General features: G+C 62.9%; 13 protein-coding genes. 2 read left to right on the top strand and 11 right to left on the bottom strand.

Going from position 1 to position 15,679, the window contains the following annotated elements; translation table 11 throughout:
- Positions 1–288 precede the first annotated feature (288 nt).
- Positions 289–2,520 carry a TonB-dependent receptor gene (locus QM685_RS07295; protein WP_415114244.1) on the top strand — a complete coding sequence of 744 codons (2,232 nt, stop codon included), beginning with the start codon at positions 289–291 and terminating at the stop codon, positions 2,518–2,520.
- A gap of 160 nt (positions 2,521–2,680) precedes the next feature.
- Here QM685_RS07295 and bfr read toward each other — a convergent pair whose 3' ends face one another.
- The 3 genes from bfr to QM685_RS07280 all read right to left on the bottom strand — a co-directional run bounded on the left by bfr (position 2,681) and on the right by QM685_RS07280 (position 5,502).
- Positions 2,681–3,157, bottom strand: coding sequence for a bacterioferritin (gene bfr / locus QM685_RS07290; RefSeq protein ID WP_415114242.1), 477 nt, complete (start codon positions 3,155–3,157; stop codon positions 2,681–2,683).
- Positions 3,158–3,320: 163 nt separating this feature from the next.
- Entirely contained in the window at positions 3,321–4,874 is a 1,554-nt protein-coding gene (locus QM685_RS07285) for an FAD-dependent monooxygenase (RefSeq protein WP_415114240.1), read from the bottom strand.
- 244 nt (positions 4,875–5,118) lie between these two features.
- Entirely contained in the window at positions 5,119–5,502 is a 384-nt protein-coding gene (locus QM685_RS07280) for a hypothetical protein (RefSeq protein WP_415114238.1), read from the bottom strand.
- A 282-nt stretch (positions 5,503–5,784) separates the two neighbouring features.
- Here QM685_RS07280 and QM685_RS07275 point away from each other — a divergent pair, with 282 nt between their 5' ends.
- Positions 5,785–7,149, top strand: coding sequence for an MFS transporter (locus QM685_RS07275; protein ID WP_415114236.1), 1,365 nt, complete (start codon positions 5,785–5,787; stop codon positions 7,147–7,149).
- 50 nt (positions 7,150–7,199) lie between these two features.
- Here QM685_RS07275 and QM685_RS07270 read toward each other — a convergent pair whose 3' ends face one another.
- The 8 genes from QM685_RS07270 to QM685_RS07235 form a co-directional block, all read right to left on the bottom strand.
- On the bottom strand, positions 7,200–8,033 hold the full coding sequence (locus tag QM685_RS07270; RefSeq protein WP_415114234.1) for an AraC family transcriptional regulator: 834 nt from the start codon (positions 8,031–8,033) through the stop codon (positions 7,200–7,202).
- Between the two features lie 127 nt (positions 8,034–8,160).
- Positions 8,161–9,648 (bottom strand): MFS transporter, encoded by a 1,488-nt coding sequence (locus tag QM685_RS07265; RefSeq protein ID WP_415114232.1) that lies wholly within the window; start codon positions 9,646–9,648, stop codon positions 8,161–8,163.
- Between the two features lie 212 nt (positions 9,649–9,860).
- Positions 9,861–10,535 carry a glutathione S-transferase gene (locus QM685_RS07260; RefSeq protein ID WP_415114230.1) on the bottom strand — a complete coding sequence of 225 codons (675 nt, stop codon included), beginning with the start codon at positions 10,533–10,535 and terminating at the stop codon, positions 9,861–9,863.
- An 89-nt stretch (positions 10,536–10,624) separates the two neighbouring features.
- A complete protein-coding gene (locus QM685_RS07255) occupies positions 10,625–11,848 on the bottom strand; it encodes a dienelactone hydrolase family protein (RefSeq protein WP_415114228.1) in 1,224 nt (407 codons plus the stop codon).
- 43 nt (positions 11,849–11,891) lie between these two features.
- A complete protein-coding gene (locus tag QM685_RS07250; RefSeq protein ID WP_415114713.1) occupies positions 11,892–13,532 on the bottom strand; it encodes an AMP-binding protein in 1,641 nt (546 codons plus the stop codon).
- A gap of 103 nt (positions 13,533–13,635) precedes the next feature.
- Positions 13,636–14,031 carry a RidA family protein gene (locus QM685_RS07245; protein ID WP_415114226.1) on the bottom strand — a complete coding sequence of 132 codons (396 nt, stop codon included), beginning with the start codon at positions 14,029–14,031 and terminating at the stop codon, positions 13,636–13,638.
- Positions 14,028–14,471, bottom strand: coding sequence for an acyl-CoA thioesterase (locus QM685_RS07240; protein ID WP_415114224.1), 444 nt, complete (start codon positions 14,469–14,471; stop codon positions 14,028–14,030). The genes QM685_RS07245 and QM685_RS07240 overlap by 4 nt, the downstream gene beginning before the upstream one ends.
- Positions 14,468–15,679 (bottom strand): acyl-CoA dehydrogenase family protein, encoded by a 1,212-nt coding sequence (locus tag QM685_RS07235; protein ID WP_415114222.1) that lies wholly within the window; start codon positions 15,677–15,679, stop codon positions 14,468–14,470. The genes QM685_RS07240 and QM685_RS07235 overlap by 4 nt, the downstream gene beginning before the upstream one ends.

Below are 15,679 nucleotides of genomic sequence, written 5' to 3'. Positions count from 1 at the left end.
CAACTTCGCGAGCGTTCATCCTCAGCGTCAGCCTTTCGACAGGTATTCGTTGGCTCAAAGGCTGACCGGAAAGGAGTGCACCGGCAGAACATCGCATCTGTTCTCGACGGAAGAACCAGGGGCCCGGTGGAATCAATAACGGGGCAAATTGCATTCTAAAAGTTAAACAAAAATCGTTATCAGTTGCATTTCTGGTTAAAAGTCGGAGCAGTCTCGTGACAGATCAATGTGTCATGGCGGCGAGCGCAAATCAGTTCTGCAATTGAGAAGCGAGCTGGAGGACTTGCAGTGAAGAAAACCCGCATCGTTAGGATCGGCAAAGAGGTGGCGTGGGGATTGACCGCGCCGCTGCTGGTCATCGCACTCGTTCATCCCGCGACCGCGCAGGAGTCGCCAACGACTGGCCCCGGAAAGTCGGGGCCGCCGGACGCTACGACCTTGCCGCCCGTCGAAGTGCGCGCGACCTCATCGAATCAGGCTCCAGTGGTCGACAACGTCAACGATCCGGATCAGGTCACGGGTCTGAGCAAGACGGGAACCGCCCTGAAGGATTTGCCCGCAAGCGTGCAGGTCATTCCGCGCGCACTGATGACCGAGCAAGGCGCGACGATGCTGCGGCAGGGCGTGGCCAATGCGAGCGGGGTCAATGTCGGCGGTCAGGACACGAAGGGCTACTACGATCACTTTCTGATTCGTGGCCTCAATGCGCAGATCTATAACGACGGGTTCTCCGACGGCGATCTGCTAGGGGGCGTCTCGCATTCACTGAATGGCGTGGAGCGCATCGAAGTGCTCGAAGGTCCCGGCTCAGCGCTTTTCGGCAGCGGGCCTCCGGGCGGCACGATCAACATCGTCCATTACACGCCGTCCGCCGATTTTCATTTTGGCGGCGATATCCAGTCCGGCTCGTTCGGCACGATCGGCGGCAGCGGCTACGTCACGGGGCCTACGGGGATCTCCGGACTGAACTACCGCGTGGACGCAACCGTGTCGCGATCAGATGGGTTTCGTGATCTGGCGAGCCGCGACGAAGAGATCCGGCCCGCATTCGAATGGAAACTCGACAATCACAGGATTAATTTCTCCATCGACGCGCGTGACATCCACGAGACGCCCGACTCGTATGGTCTGGTTTACTTTCACGGCTCGCCCATTACAGGCGTGCCTATCGATGCAAAGTACTCGACGCCCTTTGCTTATGCACGTAGTAACTACGTCCGCCCGACACTCACCGATGAATGGAAAGTCAGCGATATTCTGACCATCAACAATCGTTTTTCGTATCTGCATCGCAGTCTCGATGTGCTTGGAAACGGCGATAGCACGAGTACCAAGGTGAGCGGCAACGAGGTGGTCGGCCGGCAACTCCGGCAGCAGGACGATTCGGACAACAGCTTTGATTATCAACTGGAGCCTGTCTGGCGGTTCGGTACCGGCAGCGTCAAACACACGTTGCTGACGGGTTTCGAGTATCAGCATCAGACGATCGACACGGAGCGCAGCACGGCGGATTTGCCGAACATTCCGGATGCATTTGCGCCCGTGCCGCCCGAGACTTCGCTTGCCGGCCTGACTTTCCTGTGCGATGCAAAGCACTCGTGCGACAACGATCATCTCGTCGCCAATTACTACAGCCTGTATGCAACCGATCAGATCGACGTGACCGACAGGCTCAAGGTGAGAGCGGGCATTCGCAAGGACTGGTGGGACACGTCGCTTACCCCGAACATCACGGTGCCGGGGCGATTCGATACGCAGGGTCAACCTCTCGTCGCCGGTGTGACGGACTCGCGCAACGACGCTCCGGTCAGTTGGAACATCGGCGTGCTCTACAAGGTACTGCCGTGGATGTCGCCATACGTCGGCGTGTCGAAGAGCCATCTTGCGAACTTCAATTCCGAGAACACGCAAAACGGCATTGGTGCACCGGAGTCCGCGCTGCAATACGAAGTGGGCGTGAAGTTCTCCTTTCTCGATGACCGGTACGTGTTGAACACCGCGCTATTCGACGTTTCGCGCGACAACGTGGCGACGCTGACGACGATCAACAGCGCGGAAAGCGTGGTCTTCGACAGTCAGAAGACGAAGGGCGCCGAGGCGTCATTCGATGCGAGCATTACGCCACGGTGGCATGTGGTTGCCAATTTCACCGCGCAGGACGCAAAGATTACCGGCAACCCTCAAGCGGTGGGATCGATCGGCAATCGGCCGCAAGGCGCACCGGCGTATCTCGGCAATCTGTGGACCACCTACGACTTTTCGATTGCCGGCATGCCGGGTTTCCATGTCGGCGCGGGCATCAACTATGCCAGCAAGTCGTACAGTGACACCACGAACGTGAATTCGATTCCTTCGTACGTGATAGCGAATGCCGCATTCGGCTATGAGACGTCGCGCTGGGGTGTCGATCTGAATGTTCACAACATCACGGACCGGCGGTACTTTATTGCCGCAAACGCTGCGGGCGCGTATGTCGGTGAATCGCTCAGTGCGTTCGTCAGGCTGCACGCGAACTTTTAAGTCGGAGAGGGCGCCGCATCAGGGTTGTTCTCGGGGCGGTGCAGTAATTGTTGTTCGCAAACCGGGGCGCAAACGCCGTTCTTTCCGTCATCGCGTCAGCGCGATACGACGGATAAGCGCCTCGGCCTTCAGCTCGCCCGCGCCGGTGTGTCCACCGGGCTCAACTGAGCGAGCCAATGCCCGACTGCTGATAATTCTCGATGCCGATCTTGTCGATCAGGCCGAGCTGGGTTTCCAGCCAGTCGATGTGATCCTCGGTGGCGTCGAGAATCTCGACGAAGATCTCTCTCGACACGAAGTCCCGAACGGATTCGCAATACACGATGGCTTCCTTGCATTGCGCCTGTGCGGTCTGTTCGAGCTTGAGGTCGCACTCGAGTATCTCGCGCGTGTTCTCGCCAATGAGGAGCTTGCTCAAGTCCTGCAGATTGGGCAGTCCGTCGAGCATGAAAATCCGCTCGATCAGCTTGTCCGCGTGTTTCATCTCCTCGATCGATTCGTCATACTCGTGCTTGCCGAGTGCATCGAGACCCCAATGCTTGTAAAGCCTCGCATGCAGAAAATACTGATTGATCGCTGTCAGCTCGTTTTTCAGTTCGGCGTTGAGATATTCGATAACCTTCGGATCAGCTTGCATGGCTCCCTCCTGGGCTCGGTTCCGTTGCGGCGATGGGGCGATTAAAAAGAGCATAGACATTTGACGCCGGCATCGCGCGAACAATAGTGTCAATGAGAAGAATTCCGCTTCCCATCTTTCGCACGTTCCGGCAGAGGTAGGGCGCCGCCTTCCGAGGTTGCCGTCAACCGCCTGCATTCCCAGGTTCGCCGAACCATCGCGATAGTGCCTGTCGAACGTCTTCATCGTCCGGGGCCGCTTCGGTTGCCCAGGCGACGAACCCGTCGGGACGCACCAGCAGAGTGCGCAGGCCTAGCCGATCCCTGACGTCGCCTGCTACATAGGTGACCCGCTCCCGCCAACGGTTTGTCAGCGTCCGAAGCGATGGGCGTGGGTCGAAGTCCAGCAACAGGCCCTTTCCTTCGCGCAGAAGGCTGCCGACCCTGGTTCCGTCGACCAGTTCGAAATCAGGAACGCTTAGGCCCATCAGCGGATGAGCGTCGCCAAAATCGTAGCGGAGCGAAACCCCCCACATGCGCTCGGCGAAATACGTCGCGCCGTCGCGGGTCGCGACGAGATCACGGATGACGGCTTCGAGCGCGCGCGTGCTCGGCGTGGGCCGCATCAGTGCAACTTGCGCGCGCGACCAGTCGAGAATGCGCGCGCCCACCGGATGCCGCTCCTGCTGATAGCTGTCGAGTAAGCCGGCCGGTGCGTCGCCACGGATCGTGGACGCCAGCTTCCAACCGAGGTTCAGCGCGTCTCCGAGCCCGAGATTGAGCCCTTGACCGCCCAACGGAGAATGGATGTGCGCGGCATCGCCGGCGAGCAGCACCCGTCCTTTCCGATACGCGGTCACCTGACAGGCGCGATCCGTCCAGGTGGTGGCGAGCTGAAGGCCTGTCAGGGTGACGTCCGTGCCGGACACGCGGCGCAATACCGCCTGCACATGCTCCAGCGTGATCGGCTGGATGCGGTGAAAAGCGCCGCCGTCGAATTCGACCATCGCGATCGTGCTGGGACGCGCATAGGTGTACATGCCGGTCGGCGTATAGTGCCGGCCGGGGCGGAGCGCTTCCGGATCGGCCATCCGGGCTTCGACCGAATAGCCGGTGAACTCGGGATCGGTGCCGACGAATTCGAAGCCGCCTGCCTTGCGAATCGCACTGCGGCCGCCGTCGCAACCGACGAGCCAGCGTCCACGAAAAGTCTCCCCGCCGGCGTGAACGGTCACGCTTTCGTCCGACGCGAGGAAATCGTCGACGCCGAAGCCGCGCCGGATTTCGGCTCCCATTGCACCGGCTCTGCGGGCGAGAATGGTTTCCAGTGTCTCCAATGTGACTGCCATGCTGGTGCCAGCCGGGCTCGGCAACCGATACGGCCATCTGGAGGTGTCGACGTCGTCGTGATAGAACTGGATGCCCGCGAAGTGGCCGGCTGGCCGGCGCGGCTGCTGGATCCAATGCGCGGCCGCCGCGGTCTTGCCCGCGGCATCGTCTGTGCGCTGCGCCGCGACCAGCTCGTCGAGCAAGCCGCGACGGTAAAAGGCTTCAAGGGTGGGCGCCGACAGGCCGCGCATGCCGAACGGAAGGCGCTTCAACGGGGAGTGTGGGTCGTGGGCTCGCTCCAGCACCAGGACCGACAGGTCCAACAGGCGAAGCTCACAGGCGAGAAACAGGCCGACGGGGCCGGCCCCGGCGATTACGACGTCATAGATATCCGGATGGCGGTTGTGCATGAACGACTCCTCTGTCGATGTTCGACCGGAGCGTTCCTCAGGATGAAAACCGCGCGGACGAACGACTGGACGCTTCTACAGCGCCCGATGTTCGTCGTGGGGATCTCATGCACGAGGCCAAAGACCAGAGCTTTCGTTACCGAAAGGACTTGGGCTTACCAAACCAAGTCTGCCTTTTCCGACACGGCTTTATAACATTGCGGCAATCGACGCGCAACGAGTGGTGGCGCCTGGCGCCATTACATCAATCATCCGGCAACGCGGATTTACTCCGCCGCTTACGTGGCTTCGGCTCGACGCCCACACGCGGATCGCGAGCCAACACGAGCGCCGTCATCTTTTCCACAGTACTTTCAAACGCAGGATCTTCCTGCGGCACATAAAGCCACTTCCCAAGTACCGGATGCGGCCGCAATGCAGGCATCTCGGCGGTGAGCGACGCGTGGCGCTCCTGCGACGTACACACCAGCAGCCCATTCCATGGCTTGGCGCGATCGGCGGCGACCAGGCACAACAGGCCGTCGATATAAGCAGCGTCGGAGCCGAACATCCGCCTGCGGACGTAGGTCGGATCGCGCTCGAACGCGTCAAGGATCCAGAGAAGCGAATTGCTGATCGAGGAGGGCATTGGCGAGAGGACCCAGGTGGCGGAGGAAGCGGAGACAGGAAGCTTACATAAATTCCCCCGGCCCGGCAGCTACGCCGATTGAAGATCGAGCAGGCGCGACCCGGAACGGAATTCTGCTCCCTGCGAATAGCCACCTGAGCAAGATTTCTGGCGTACCAGTCCGATCGCCCCAACGACAATCGAAAGGCGCTTTCACTGGCCATGCTGCGTGCCAGGACCGGAACCCCGCAATGTACTCATTGTCAATACAAATTGTCACCCGCGCTTTTGGGGAGATATCAAATGGCCGCCACGCAATCAGGGGCAACACCCCTCTCCAATGAGGAGGCTCGGCGCCAGTTGCGCCGCGCTGTCATCGCCAGCACGATCGGCACGACAATCGAATGGTATGACTTCTTCCTGTACAGCACGGTCACGGGTCTTGTATTCGCCAAGCTGTATTTCCCCGAATCGGATCCACTCGTCGGCACTCTCCAGGCTTTTCTGATCTACGCCGTCGGCTTCATCGCGCGACCGGTCGGCGCGGCGATTTTCGGCCACTATGGCGATCGCATCGGACGTAAAGCCACCTTGATCGTGACGCTATTGCTGATGGGACTCGCCACGTTTGCCGTGGGTTTTGTTCCGACCTACGCGACGATCGGCATCTGGGGGGCGATCGTGCTCACAGTGCTGCGCTTCATTCAGGGCGTGGGCGTCGGAGGCGAGTGGGGCGGCTCGGTGCTGATGTCGATGGAATGGGCGCGCACCAACAGGCATCGCGGGTTCGTCGCGTCGTGGCCGCAGTTTGGCGTACCGGCCGGATTGTTCGTGGCGAACCTCGTGGTGCTGGCCATGAGCCGGATTTCCGGCAGCGCGTTTCTCACGTGGGGTTGGCGCGTGCCGTTCTTCCTGAGCATCGTGCTGGTCGGGATCGGTCTTTATATCCGCTTGAATATTCTCGAGACGCCGATCTTCACGAAGCTTCTCGCCGAGCGCAGGATCGAAAAAGCGCCGATGCTCGAGGTATTGCGTCGCCAACCGAAAGACATCTTTCTGTCAGCCTTTGCGCGCATGGCGGAACAGGCGCCTTTCTACATTTTCACGGCCTTTATCTTCACCTATGGCGTGATGACGCTAGGCGTGACACGCGACCTGTTGCTGACGGCGGTGCTGGTGGCTTCGGTGCTGGAATTCGTCACGATCCCCTTCTTCGGTCACGTGTCCGATCTGATCGGGCGGCGGCGCATGTACATGATCGGCGCCGCTGTTGTCGGCATATTTGGCTTCCTCTACTTTTTCATGGTCGGCACGAAGAACCCGATATGGATCTTCGCAGCCATCGTGCTCTCGCTGGTGCCGCACGCGATGATGTATGGTCCGCAAGCCGCGTTGATCGCCGAATCGTTCACGGGGCGCATGCGTTACAGCGGTGCGTCGATGGGCTACCAGTTAGCTTCCATCATTGCGGGCGGTCCGGCGCCGTTGATCGCGACGGCGCTCTTCGCCTACTTCCATTCGGGCTTTGCGGTGGCGGCCTATATCCTCATATGCGCGGTGATCAGTCTGGGCGCCGCTTCGCGACTCGGCGATTACACGAACAAGGACATTTCGCGGGAATACGACGACGCGCAAGCAACGCATGACACGCGGCATGCCACGCCGTGATCGATCAGGCGAATGGCCGGCCACTCCCCGGTTATTCGCCGCATCGACCATCAGCTCTTCAACGGCAACCAGATCTCGACGCCACCTATTCCCGTCACCGGATCGAACTGTTCGCCATATCGCTCGAATTGCGGCGCATCCTCGGGCACATGTCCGGACGCCGGCAACCACTGATTCCAGATCGTGTTCATCGTGCGGCGAATTCCCGAGATATGCTCGCGATGACTGAACACCGCATACCGTTGCGCGGCAATACGCACGCGGCTCAGTTCAGCCGGCAGCCCCGAAAAATCACTGACTTCGACGCCGCACATATAGTCGAAGTTGCCGAGGTCATCGGCGTTATAGCCGACGCCATACGCCACCTTACCGACCTGTCCCGGCACGCTGCCGTACCACGCGCCAAAGCGCTGCCATTGCGATGGAATCGCCTTGCTGCTGTCGCACGTATAACGCTCGCTCAGGCCGGCGACGAGAAACGCCCGGCCGTCTTCGAAACGCGGCGGGTCCAGATGCATGAGAAGGGTTTCGTCCATTCTGATCGGCTCCACGAGGGCAAGATTGTCGAGATGACCACGCGCGCGCAGCGCTTCCGGCGTGATGCCGAACTGCTCGCGAAACGCGCGCGTGAATGCCTCGTGAGAGCCATAGCCGGCGTCGAGGGCGACCGCGAGGATATCGGGCGCGCCATCGGCGAGACGTCGCGCGGACTCGCTCAGACGCCGCGCGCGAACGTAGCGCATCACCGGAATTCCGGTCGCCGCTTCGAACGCGCGCGCGAGGTGGAAGCGCGACACGCAGCCACAGCGGGCGATATCGTCGAGCGTGAGTTCGCCCGCGAAATGGCTTTCGATAAACCAGAGTGCTTTGCCAACCGGGTTCATATCGGCTCTCATATCAGCATGAAGCCAGCATAGCGGGCGGCGCAACCGCGCATTTGATCGCGCTTGCGCTTCCGCGCCGGAACGCGGCAACGCGGCAACGCGGAAACGGGATGACGGCGCGCGCCGCTCAGCAGTTCTCCGTTGCCGCCCGCGCATCGCGCGAAGACTTTGCCGGCCGCGTATCAACCGCCTCTACCGGATGCGCTTCACCAGCCGGCCCCGGTCGCAACAGCAACCCGCCGAGAATCCCCGCCATCGCGGCGAAAATCGCACCGAAGAGAAACGCGACGTGATAACCGCTATTGAGCGCCGCGTCCGCGTTCATCGACGCCTGCATCGCATCGCTGCGCGCGGCCGCCAGGCTCGCGAGCACCGCGAGGCCGAGCGCGCCGCCCATCATGAACGACGTGTTGACGATGCCCGACGCGAGGCCCGAGTCGGCCGGATCGACGTCGCTCATCGCGGCGAGCAGCAGCGGATTGAACGCGATGCCCGCACCGAAGCCGAGCAGGATCATGCCGGGCAGCACGTCGGGCACGAAGCTGCCGTCGACGGGCGCGCGCGCGAACAGCGCGAGCCCGCAAGCCGCGATCAGCAGACCCGCGGCGAGCGGCCGGCGCAGCCCGAAGCGCAGCACCACGCGCGCCGACAGACCGAGCGAAAAGAAGCCCATGATCAGATTGGCGGGCAGGAACGCGAGCCCGACCTGCAACGGCCGGTAGCCGAGCACGCGTTGCAGATACAGCGCGGAAATGAAGAACCATGCGAACATCGCGGCCGCCCACAGCACGCCGACCACATTTGCGGTTGCCACGTTGCGCAAACGCAGGAGACCCGGCGGCATCAACGGATGTTCGACGCGCGTTTCGATCAGCAGGAACACCGCGAGCAATACCAGCGCCGCGCCGAGCAGGCCGAGCGTTTGCGCGGAGGTCCAGCCCGCCTCGTTGCCGTTGACGACCGCGTAGACCGCGAGCATCAGCGACGCGGTCACGCTCACTGCGCCGGCCACGTCGAGCCGTTCGCCGTGCGCGTGTCCGTGCGCGGCCGGCAGCATCGCGAGACAGAGCGCGTACACCGCGATGCCGATCGGCAGATTGACGAGAAAGATCCAGTGCCAACTGAGCAGGTTTGTCAGCAGTCCACCGAGCAGCACGCCGATGCTGCCGCCGCCCGCGCAGACGAAGCCGTACACGCCCATCGCTTTGGCGCGCTCGCCGGGTTCGGTGAACAGATTCATGATCAGCGACAGCGACACCGCGGAGACGATCGCGCCGCCCAGACCCTGCACCGCGCGTGCGGCGATCAGCAGGATCTGCGAGTTCGCGAGTCCGCAGGCGAGCGATGCGAGCGTGAACAGCGTGATGCCGCCGAGAAAGAGGCGCCGGTGTCCGTACAGATCGCCCAGCCGTCCGCCGAGCAGCAGGCAGCCGCCGAACGTGAGCATGTATGCGTTGACGACCCACACGAGCGAGGTTTCGCTGAAGTCGAGGTCGGCGGCGATGGATGGCAGCGCGACGTTCACGATCGTCGTGTCGAGCACGATCATCAGCACGCCGAGGCACAGCACGATCAGCGCGAGCCAGCGTTGCCTGCCGTGAAGGGAATGGGTCATGCGGGCGCTCCTGTGCCGCGAGGGGGCGGGGGCGGCGTGAATCGCGCATAAACGCGGCATGCGGATGCGCATATGCATGCATGGGCGTTCACGCGGGTTTGGGCGATTCGCGCCACTGCCGACGGTGGGGTTTTTGAGTCTAGCACCCGCCTGTTTCGCGTCACAACTACGAAATCCTGGGCGTTCGGCGCGACGCAGTGCGCCGGGCCGGGTCAGCCGCCGAGGATGTCGTATTTGCCGCCGCGTTCGAGCGCGCGTTGATACGCAGGACGCGCGTGAATGCGCTGCAGGAAGCCGGCAATCGCGGGCAATTGCGATTGCAGACCACTGCGCGCGGCGGCGGCTTCGAGCGGGAAGCTCATCTGCACGTCCGCCGCGGTGAAGTCATGACCGACGAACCAGCCGGTCGCGCCGAGTTCCTTGTCGATATAGCCGAGATGCAGTTGCAATTGCGGATCGACGAAATTCGACTGCAGCGTCGCGGCGATCTTGCGCGCGATCGGCTTCGCGAAGAACGGCATCGGCGCAGCGGCGATGCGTTGCGCGACGAGCTTCAGCAGCAGCGGCGGCATCGCCGAGCCTTCCGCGTAGTGCAGCCAGTACGTGTAGCGTAGACGCTCCGGCGTGCCGGGTGCCGGAGCGAAACGTCCCGCGCCGTACCTGTCGACCAGGTACTCGATGATCGCGCCCGACTCGGCGATGGTCAGGCCGTCGTCGGTAATGACAGGCGACTTGCCGAGCGGATGCACGGCGCGCAACTCGGGCGGCGCGAGCAACGTGTTCGGATCGCGCTCGTATCGACTGATCTCGTAGGGCACGCCGAGTTCTTCGAGCAGCCACAATACGCGTTGCGAGCGGGAGTTGTTCAGATGATGGACGGTGAGCATTGGGCGGCGGCGGTTGGGGGGAAGCCTCACATCATAGGGATGTTGTGCCGAGGCGTGGCTCTAGTTCACGAGACCGGCCGCCGTCGTGCTCAAACCTTCGACTTCCCGCCCATCAACTGATTCGACGGCAACGTCTCGTCGAGCAGCTTGCGCGCGCTCTCGATTCCCGCCACCGGCAGTCCCTCGGGATCGAGCAATCCCACCTGCACGAGTACCGAAGCCTGATCCCAATAGATGTGCTCGTTATAAAGCTTGTCGCCGCGGAAGCACACCACCGCCAGCATCGGCACCTCGAAATATTTGCCGGTCGGTGCGACGCCGGGCAGCAGCCAGTCGATTTCGCAGCTATGCGTGCAACTGAAAATGAATTCATCGACGACGCGGTCCGAGCCGATCGTGCGCGAAATCGGAATCAGCTTCGTGTCGGGCGGATTCGAGTTGACGAAGTGATGCGTATAGAAATGCTTGAGATTGTCATGACCGACGCCGCCCGTCATCGTCGGAACGTGATTGACGTAGGGCTCGGCGACCATCGTCGGCATCACCGCATCGACGTCGCGCGTCGCGAACTCGTGATAGCAGTGCGCTTCCCATAGCGCGTTCAGATCGTAGACCGGACCCAGCACCTTGCGCAGCAGCGCGAGCGTGCGCGAATACGCCATCATCGCGGCGGGCTTGTCGTACTGCGCGCGCTGCGGCGCCGCGAACGCGTGATCGCAGCCGGGATACACGTATTGCTCGATCTGCGGCCGCGTGCGCAATGCGGCGCTAATGCGCTCGCGTGTCGCGGGTGGGCAGTGTGCGTCGTTTTCGGGGAAGTGAAACACCATCGGGCTGCGAATCGCCGGCACTTCGTCGAGATGCGCTTCGAGGCCCACGCCGTAATAACTGACCGCGCAATCGACGTCGGTGCGCGCCGCGCCCAGAAACGCGAGCTTGCCGCCCAGGCAATAGCCGACGATGCCGACCTTGCCGGCCTGTTCGGGCATCGCGCGCAACGCCGCGATGGTGGCGGCAATGTCCTTGACCGCGAGATCGGCGTCGAACCGGTCCAGATAACCGAGCGCCTGTTGTATGTCGGCTTCACCGTAGCCGAGCTCGATGCCGGGCTTGATGCGCCAGAACAGATCCGGCACCAGCACGACGTAGCCCTCTTCGGCATAGCGGTCGGCGCTCGCCTTCATCGTATCGTTGACGCCGAAGATTTCCTGCAGCAGCACGAGCCCCGGACCGGAGCCCTGCGCGGGGCGCGCGACGTAAGCGTTGAAACGGCCGCCATCCTGGGCGACGACTTCGATGAAAGAGCCGGCCATGCAGTCTGTCTCCATGCAGCGCATTCGCTGCAAAAGAAGTGCGTTATGTGATCGTGCGCAACTCGAAACGTTTGAGCTTGCCGGTTTCGGTGCGCGGCAGCGCGCCGACGAAGTTGATGACGCGGGGATATTTATAAGGCGCCACACTATTTTTAACGAAATCCTGAAGTTGCGCGACCAGTTCGTCGTTGGCCGTGTAGCCGGGGTTCAGCACGACGAAGGCCTTGACGATCTGTCCGCGTGTTTCGTCCGGCACGCCGATCACGCCGCATTCGGCCACCGCTTCGTGTTGCAGCAGCACGCTTTCCACTTCGGGGCCGGAGATGTTGTAGCCGGCCGAGACGATCATGTCGTCGGCGCGCGCCTGATAGAACACGTAGCCGTCCGCGTCGAGATAGACCGAATCGCCCGGCAGGTTCCAGCCGTCGCGCACGAAGCGCAGTTGCCGTTCGTCGGCGAGATAGCGGCAACCGGTCGGGCCGCGCACCGCGAGCTTGCCGATCGTGCCCGGCGGCACCGGCCGCATGTCGTCGTCGACCGCCTGTACGATATAGCCCGGCACCGCGCGGCCGATTGCGTTCGGCCGGATTTCGGCGCCCTGCGACGAAATGAAAATGTGGATCAGCTCGGTGCCGCCGATGCCGTCGATCATGTCGATGCCGGTCGCATCGCGCCATAGACGCCGTGTCGAATCGGGCAGCGCCTCGCCGGCCGACACGGTTTTCTTCAGCGACGACACGTCATGCGTGGCAACGAGCGGCGCCATCTGCCGGTAGAAAGTCGGCGCGGTGAACATGACAGTCGCGTGAAAGCGCTCGACGACTTCCAGCAGGGTTGGCGGTGTGAGCTTTTCGATCAGTACCGTCGCGGCCCCGACGCGCAGCGGAAAACACAGCAGGCCGCCGAGGCCGAACGTAAACGCGAGCGGCGGCGTGCCGCAGAAAATATCGCTCGAAGACGGCTTCAGCACGTGGCGCGGGAACAGATCGCACATCGCGATCACGTCGCGATGGAAATGCATGCAGCCTTTCGGCAAACCGGTCGTGCCGCTCGTGAACGCGATCAGGCAGACGTCGTCGGCGGCGGTATCGCACGCGGTGAAGTGCTCGGGCTTGTTGACCGCGAGCGTTTCGAGCGAATCGGCGGAGTCGTCGTGAAAGCGGCGCGTCTGCTTCAGCGTCGCGCAGTAGAACTCGTCTCGCGGATCCGTGCAGCGTTCGAGTTCGCCGGTCAGGCGCGCGTCGCATAGCGCGGCGCCGATCTGCGCCTTTTCGATGATCTGTTTCAGTTCCTTCGCGCGCAGCAGCGGCATGGTCGGCACGACGACGAGACCGGCCTTCAGCGCCGCGAGCATCACGACGGCCATCTGCAGCGTGTTCGGGCCGCGCAGCAGCACGCGGTTGCCGGGCCGCAGACCCATTTCATCGACGAGCACGTGCGCGCTGCGGTTCACCAGCGCGAGCAGTTCGCCGTACGTGGTTGCCTGCGGCTTGCCGTCCACGTCGGACCAGATTGCCGGCCGGTCGCGATGGCCTGCTTCGATGGTGCGCTCGAGCAGTTCGGTCGCGCAGTTCATCCGCGGCGGATAGGCGACGTCCGGGTTGTCGAGCAGAAAGACAGGCCATTGATCCTGCGGCGGAAGATTGTCGCGCGCGAAAGTATCGACGTGTGCTGACGGTTCCATCATGGTCTCCGGAGGCGTTGAGCCGGAAAATGCGCTTCGTTGGGCGTGAGAAGGCGTGAGAGGGTGTGAGAGGATGTGCGCGGGTTCTCGATGCTTGAAACGTTCAGTGCGGAATCACCGCGGTGGCTTCGATCTCGACCTTCGCGCGGTCTTCCATCAGCGCGACGACCTGCACCGCGCTCATCGCGATGTCGTAGTCGCCGATCAGCTCGCGAAACGCGCGGCCGATGTCCTTCAGCGACGCAAGGTATTCGCGCTTGTCGGTCACGTACCACGTGAGGCGCACGAGATGCTCGGGCTTGCCGCCCGCTTCGCGCAGCACGGCCAGCAGATTCTTCAGCGCCTGTTCGGATTGCGTGGCGAAATCGTCGGTGTGGAATTGCGCCTGTTCGTCCCAGCCGATCTGGCCGGCGATAAACACCTGCGTGCCGACGGCCGCGACACCGTTCGCGTAGCCGCGTGGTTTGATCCAGCCGGCGGGAAGGAGAGCTTTTTTCATGAGCGATGCGCCTCGATGGATTGGGACGGAGGGACGAACGCCGCGAGCGCGCTCGCGATGTCGCCGGGAATATCGATGGATTTGCCGGTGTCGAACGACATGAACACGAGCACCTGTTTCGAGCGAAAGCGCGTTTCGCCGTTGCAATGGCCGCGAATCCCGATGCCGATCGAGCTGCGGCCGATGGTGGCGACATCGAGCGTGAGCAGAATCGTTTCGCCCATCCGGCTCGGCCGCGAGAATTCGCAGTCGAGCTTGACGATCGGCAGGCCGACCCTGCGTTGCCCGATCATGTGCGCGTAGTCGATGCGCAGCCCCTCGTTGAACCAGTCTTCGACGAGCATGTTGGTCATCACGAGGTACTGCGGAAAGTACACGATGCCCGCCGGATCGCAGTGCGAGAAGCGGATGCGCACGGGCCGCTCGAACGACGTGCTCATGGCGCGTTCCCGTTCGCGGCGGCATGCGCCTTCAACAGATCGCGGCCGACGATCAGTTGCTGCACTTCGGTCGCGCCTTCGTAAATGCGCAGCGCGCGAATCTCGCGGTACAGCATCTCGACCGCGGTGCCGCTTTGCACACCCATGCCGCCGTAGAGCTGGACGGCGGCGTCGATCACCTGCTGCGCGCCTTCGCTCGCGTGCCACTTCGCCATCGCCGCTTCGCGCGTGACGTTCTCGCCCTGATCGCGCAGCCACGCGGCGCGATAGACGAGCAGCGCGCTGCTGTCGATCGTCAGCGCCATCTGCGCGAGCTTCGCTTGCGTGAGCTGGAAGTCGCCGAGCGTTTGCCCGAACATCTTGCGCGACGATGCGCGCGCGAGCCCTTCGGCCAGCGCATGACGCGCAAAACCGAGCGATGCCGCCGCGACCGACGTGCGGAAAATATCGAGCGTGCGCATCGCGATCTTGAAGCCTTCGCCGGGCGCGCCGAGCATCTGGCTCTTCGGCACGCGCGCGTTCGCGAAGCGCAAGCGCGCGAGCGGATGCGGCGCGATCACGTCGATGCGCTCGGCGATTTCGAAACCCGGTGTATCGGCATCGACGACGAACGCGCTGATGCCTCGCGCACCCGGCGCCTCGCCGGTGCGCGCGAACACCACGTAGAAGTCGGCGATGCCGCCGTTCGAAATCCACGTCTTCTCGCCGTCGAGCACGTAGTGGCCGCCGTCCTCGCGCGCCGCGAGCGCCATCGCCGCGACGTCCGAGCCCGCTTGCGGCTCCGACAGCGCGAACGCGGCAATCGCCGTACCGCTCGCGACGCGCGGCAGATAGCGCGACTTCTGCTCATGCGTGCCCGCGAGCGAGATCGCACCCGAGCCGAGGCCCTGCATCGCGAGCGCGAAATCGGCGAGGCCCGAATAGCGCGCGAGCGTTTCGCGCAGCAGACAGACCGCGCGCATGTCGATCGTGTCGCCGTGGCCGCCGTACGCGACGCCGCCGACGCCGTATTTCAGCCAGCCCGCCGCGCCGAGTTCACGCACGAGGCGGCGGCAGGTCGCATCGGTGTCGCCCGGCTCTTCATGCGCGAGATGCGCGCGGCACCATGCGTCGATGCCGGTGGCGAGTTCGCGGTGGCGCGGCTCGAAAAACGGCCACGCGAGCGGGCTATGCGGATCGATGAGGTGGTCGTGGTTGTCGGCGCTCAA

The sequence above is a fragment of the Paraburkholderia sp. genome, assembly GCF_047605525.1.
In the GTDB taxonomy this organism is placed as follows: Bacteria; Pseudomonadota; Gammaproteobacteria; order Burkholderiales; family Burkholderiaceae; genus Paraburkholderia.
Note: the sequence above shows the minus strand (reverse complement) of the source record. Positions and strands in the feature narration are given on the sequence as shown.

Excerpts from the sequence above, each read along its gene's own strand:
- bfr (WP_415114242.1), bottom strand. The coding sequence starts at position 3,157 with ATGCAAGCTGATCCGAAGGTTATCGAATATCTCAACGCCGAACTGAAA.
- QM685_RS07285 (WP_415114240.1), bottom strand. The coding sequence starts at position 4,874 with ATGCACAACCGCCATCCGGATATCTATGACGTCGTAATCGCCGGGGCC.
- QM685_RS07280 (WP_415114238.1), bottom strand. The coding sequence starts at position 5,502 with ATGCCCTCCTCGATCAGCAATTCGCTTCTCTGGATCCTTGACGCGTTC.
- QM685_RS07275 (WP_415114236.1), top strand. The coding sequence starts at position 5,785 with ATGGCCGCCACGCAATCAGGGGCAACACCCCTCTCCAATGAGGAGGCT.
- QM685_RS07270 (WP_415114234.1), bottom strand. The coding sequence starts at position 8,033 with ATGAACCCGGTTGGCAAAGCACTCTGGTTTATCGAAAGCCATTTCGCG.
- QM685_RS07265 (WP_415114232.1), bottom strand. The coding sequence starts at position 9,648 with ATGACCCATTCCCTTCACGGCAGGCAACGCTGGCTCGCGCTGATCGTG.
- QM685_RS07260 (WP_415114230.1), bottom strand. The coding sequence starts at position 10,535 with ATGCTCACCGTCCATCATCTGAACAACTCCCGCTCGCAACGCGTATTG.
- QM685_RS07255 (WP_415114228.1), bottom strand. The coding sequence starts at position 11,848 with ATGGCCGGCTCTTTCATCGAAGTCGTCGCCCAGGATGGCGGCCGTTTC.
- QM685_RS07250 (WP_415114713.1), bottom strand. The coding sequence starts at position 13,532 with ATGGAACCGTCAGCACACGTCGATACTTTCGCGCGCGACAATCTTCCG.
- QM685_RS07245 (WP_415114226.1), bottom strand. The coding sequence starts at position 14,031 with ATGAAAAAAGCTCTCCTTCCCGCCGGCTGGATCAAACCACGCGGCTAC.
- QM685_RS07240 (WP_415114224.1), bottom strand. The coding sequence starts at position 14,471 with ATGAGCACGTCGTTCGAGCGGCCCGTGCGCATCCGCTTCTCGCACTGC.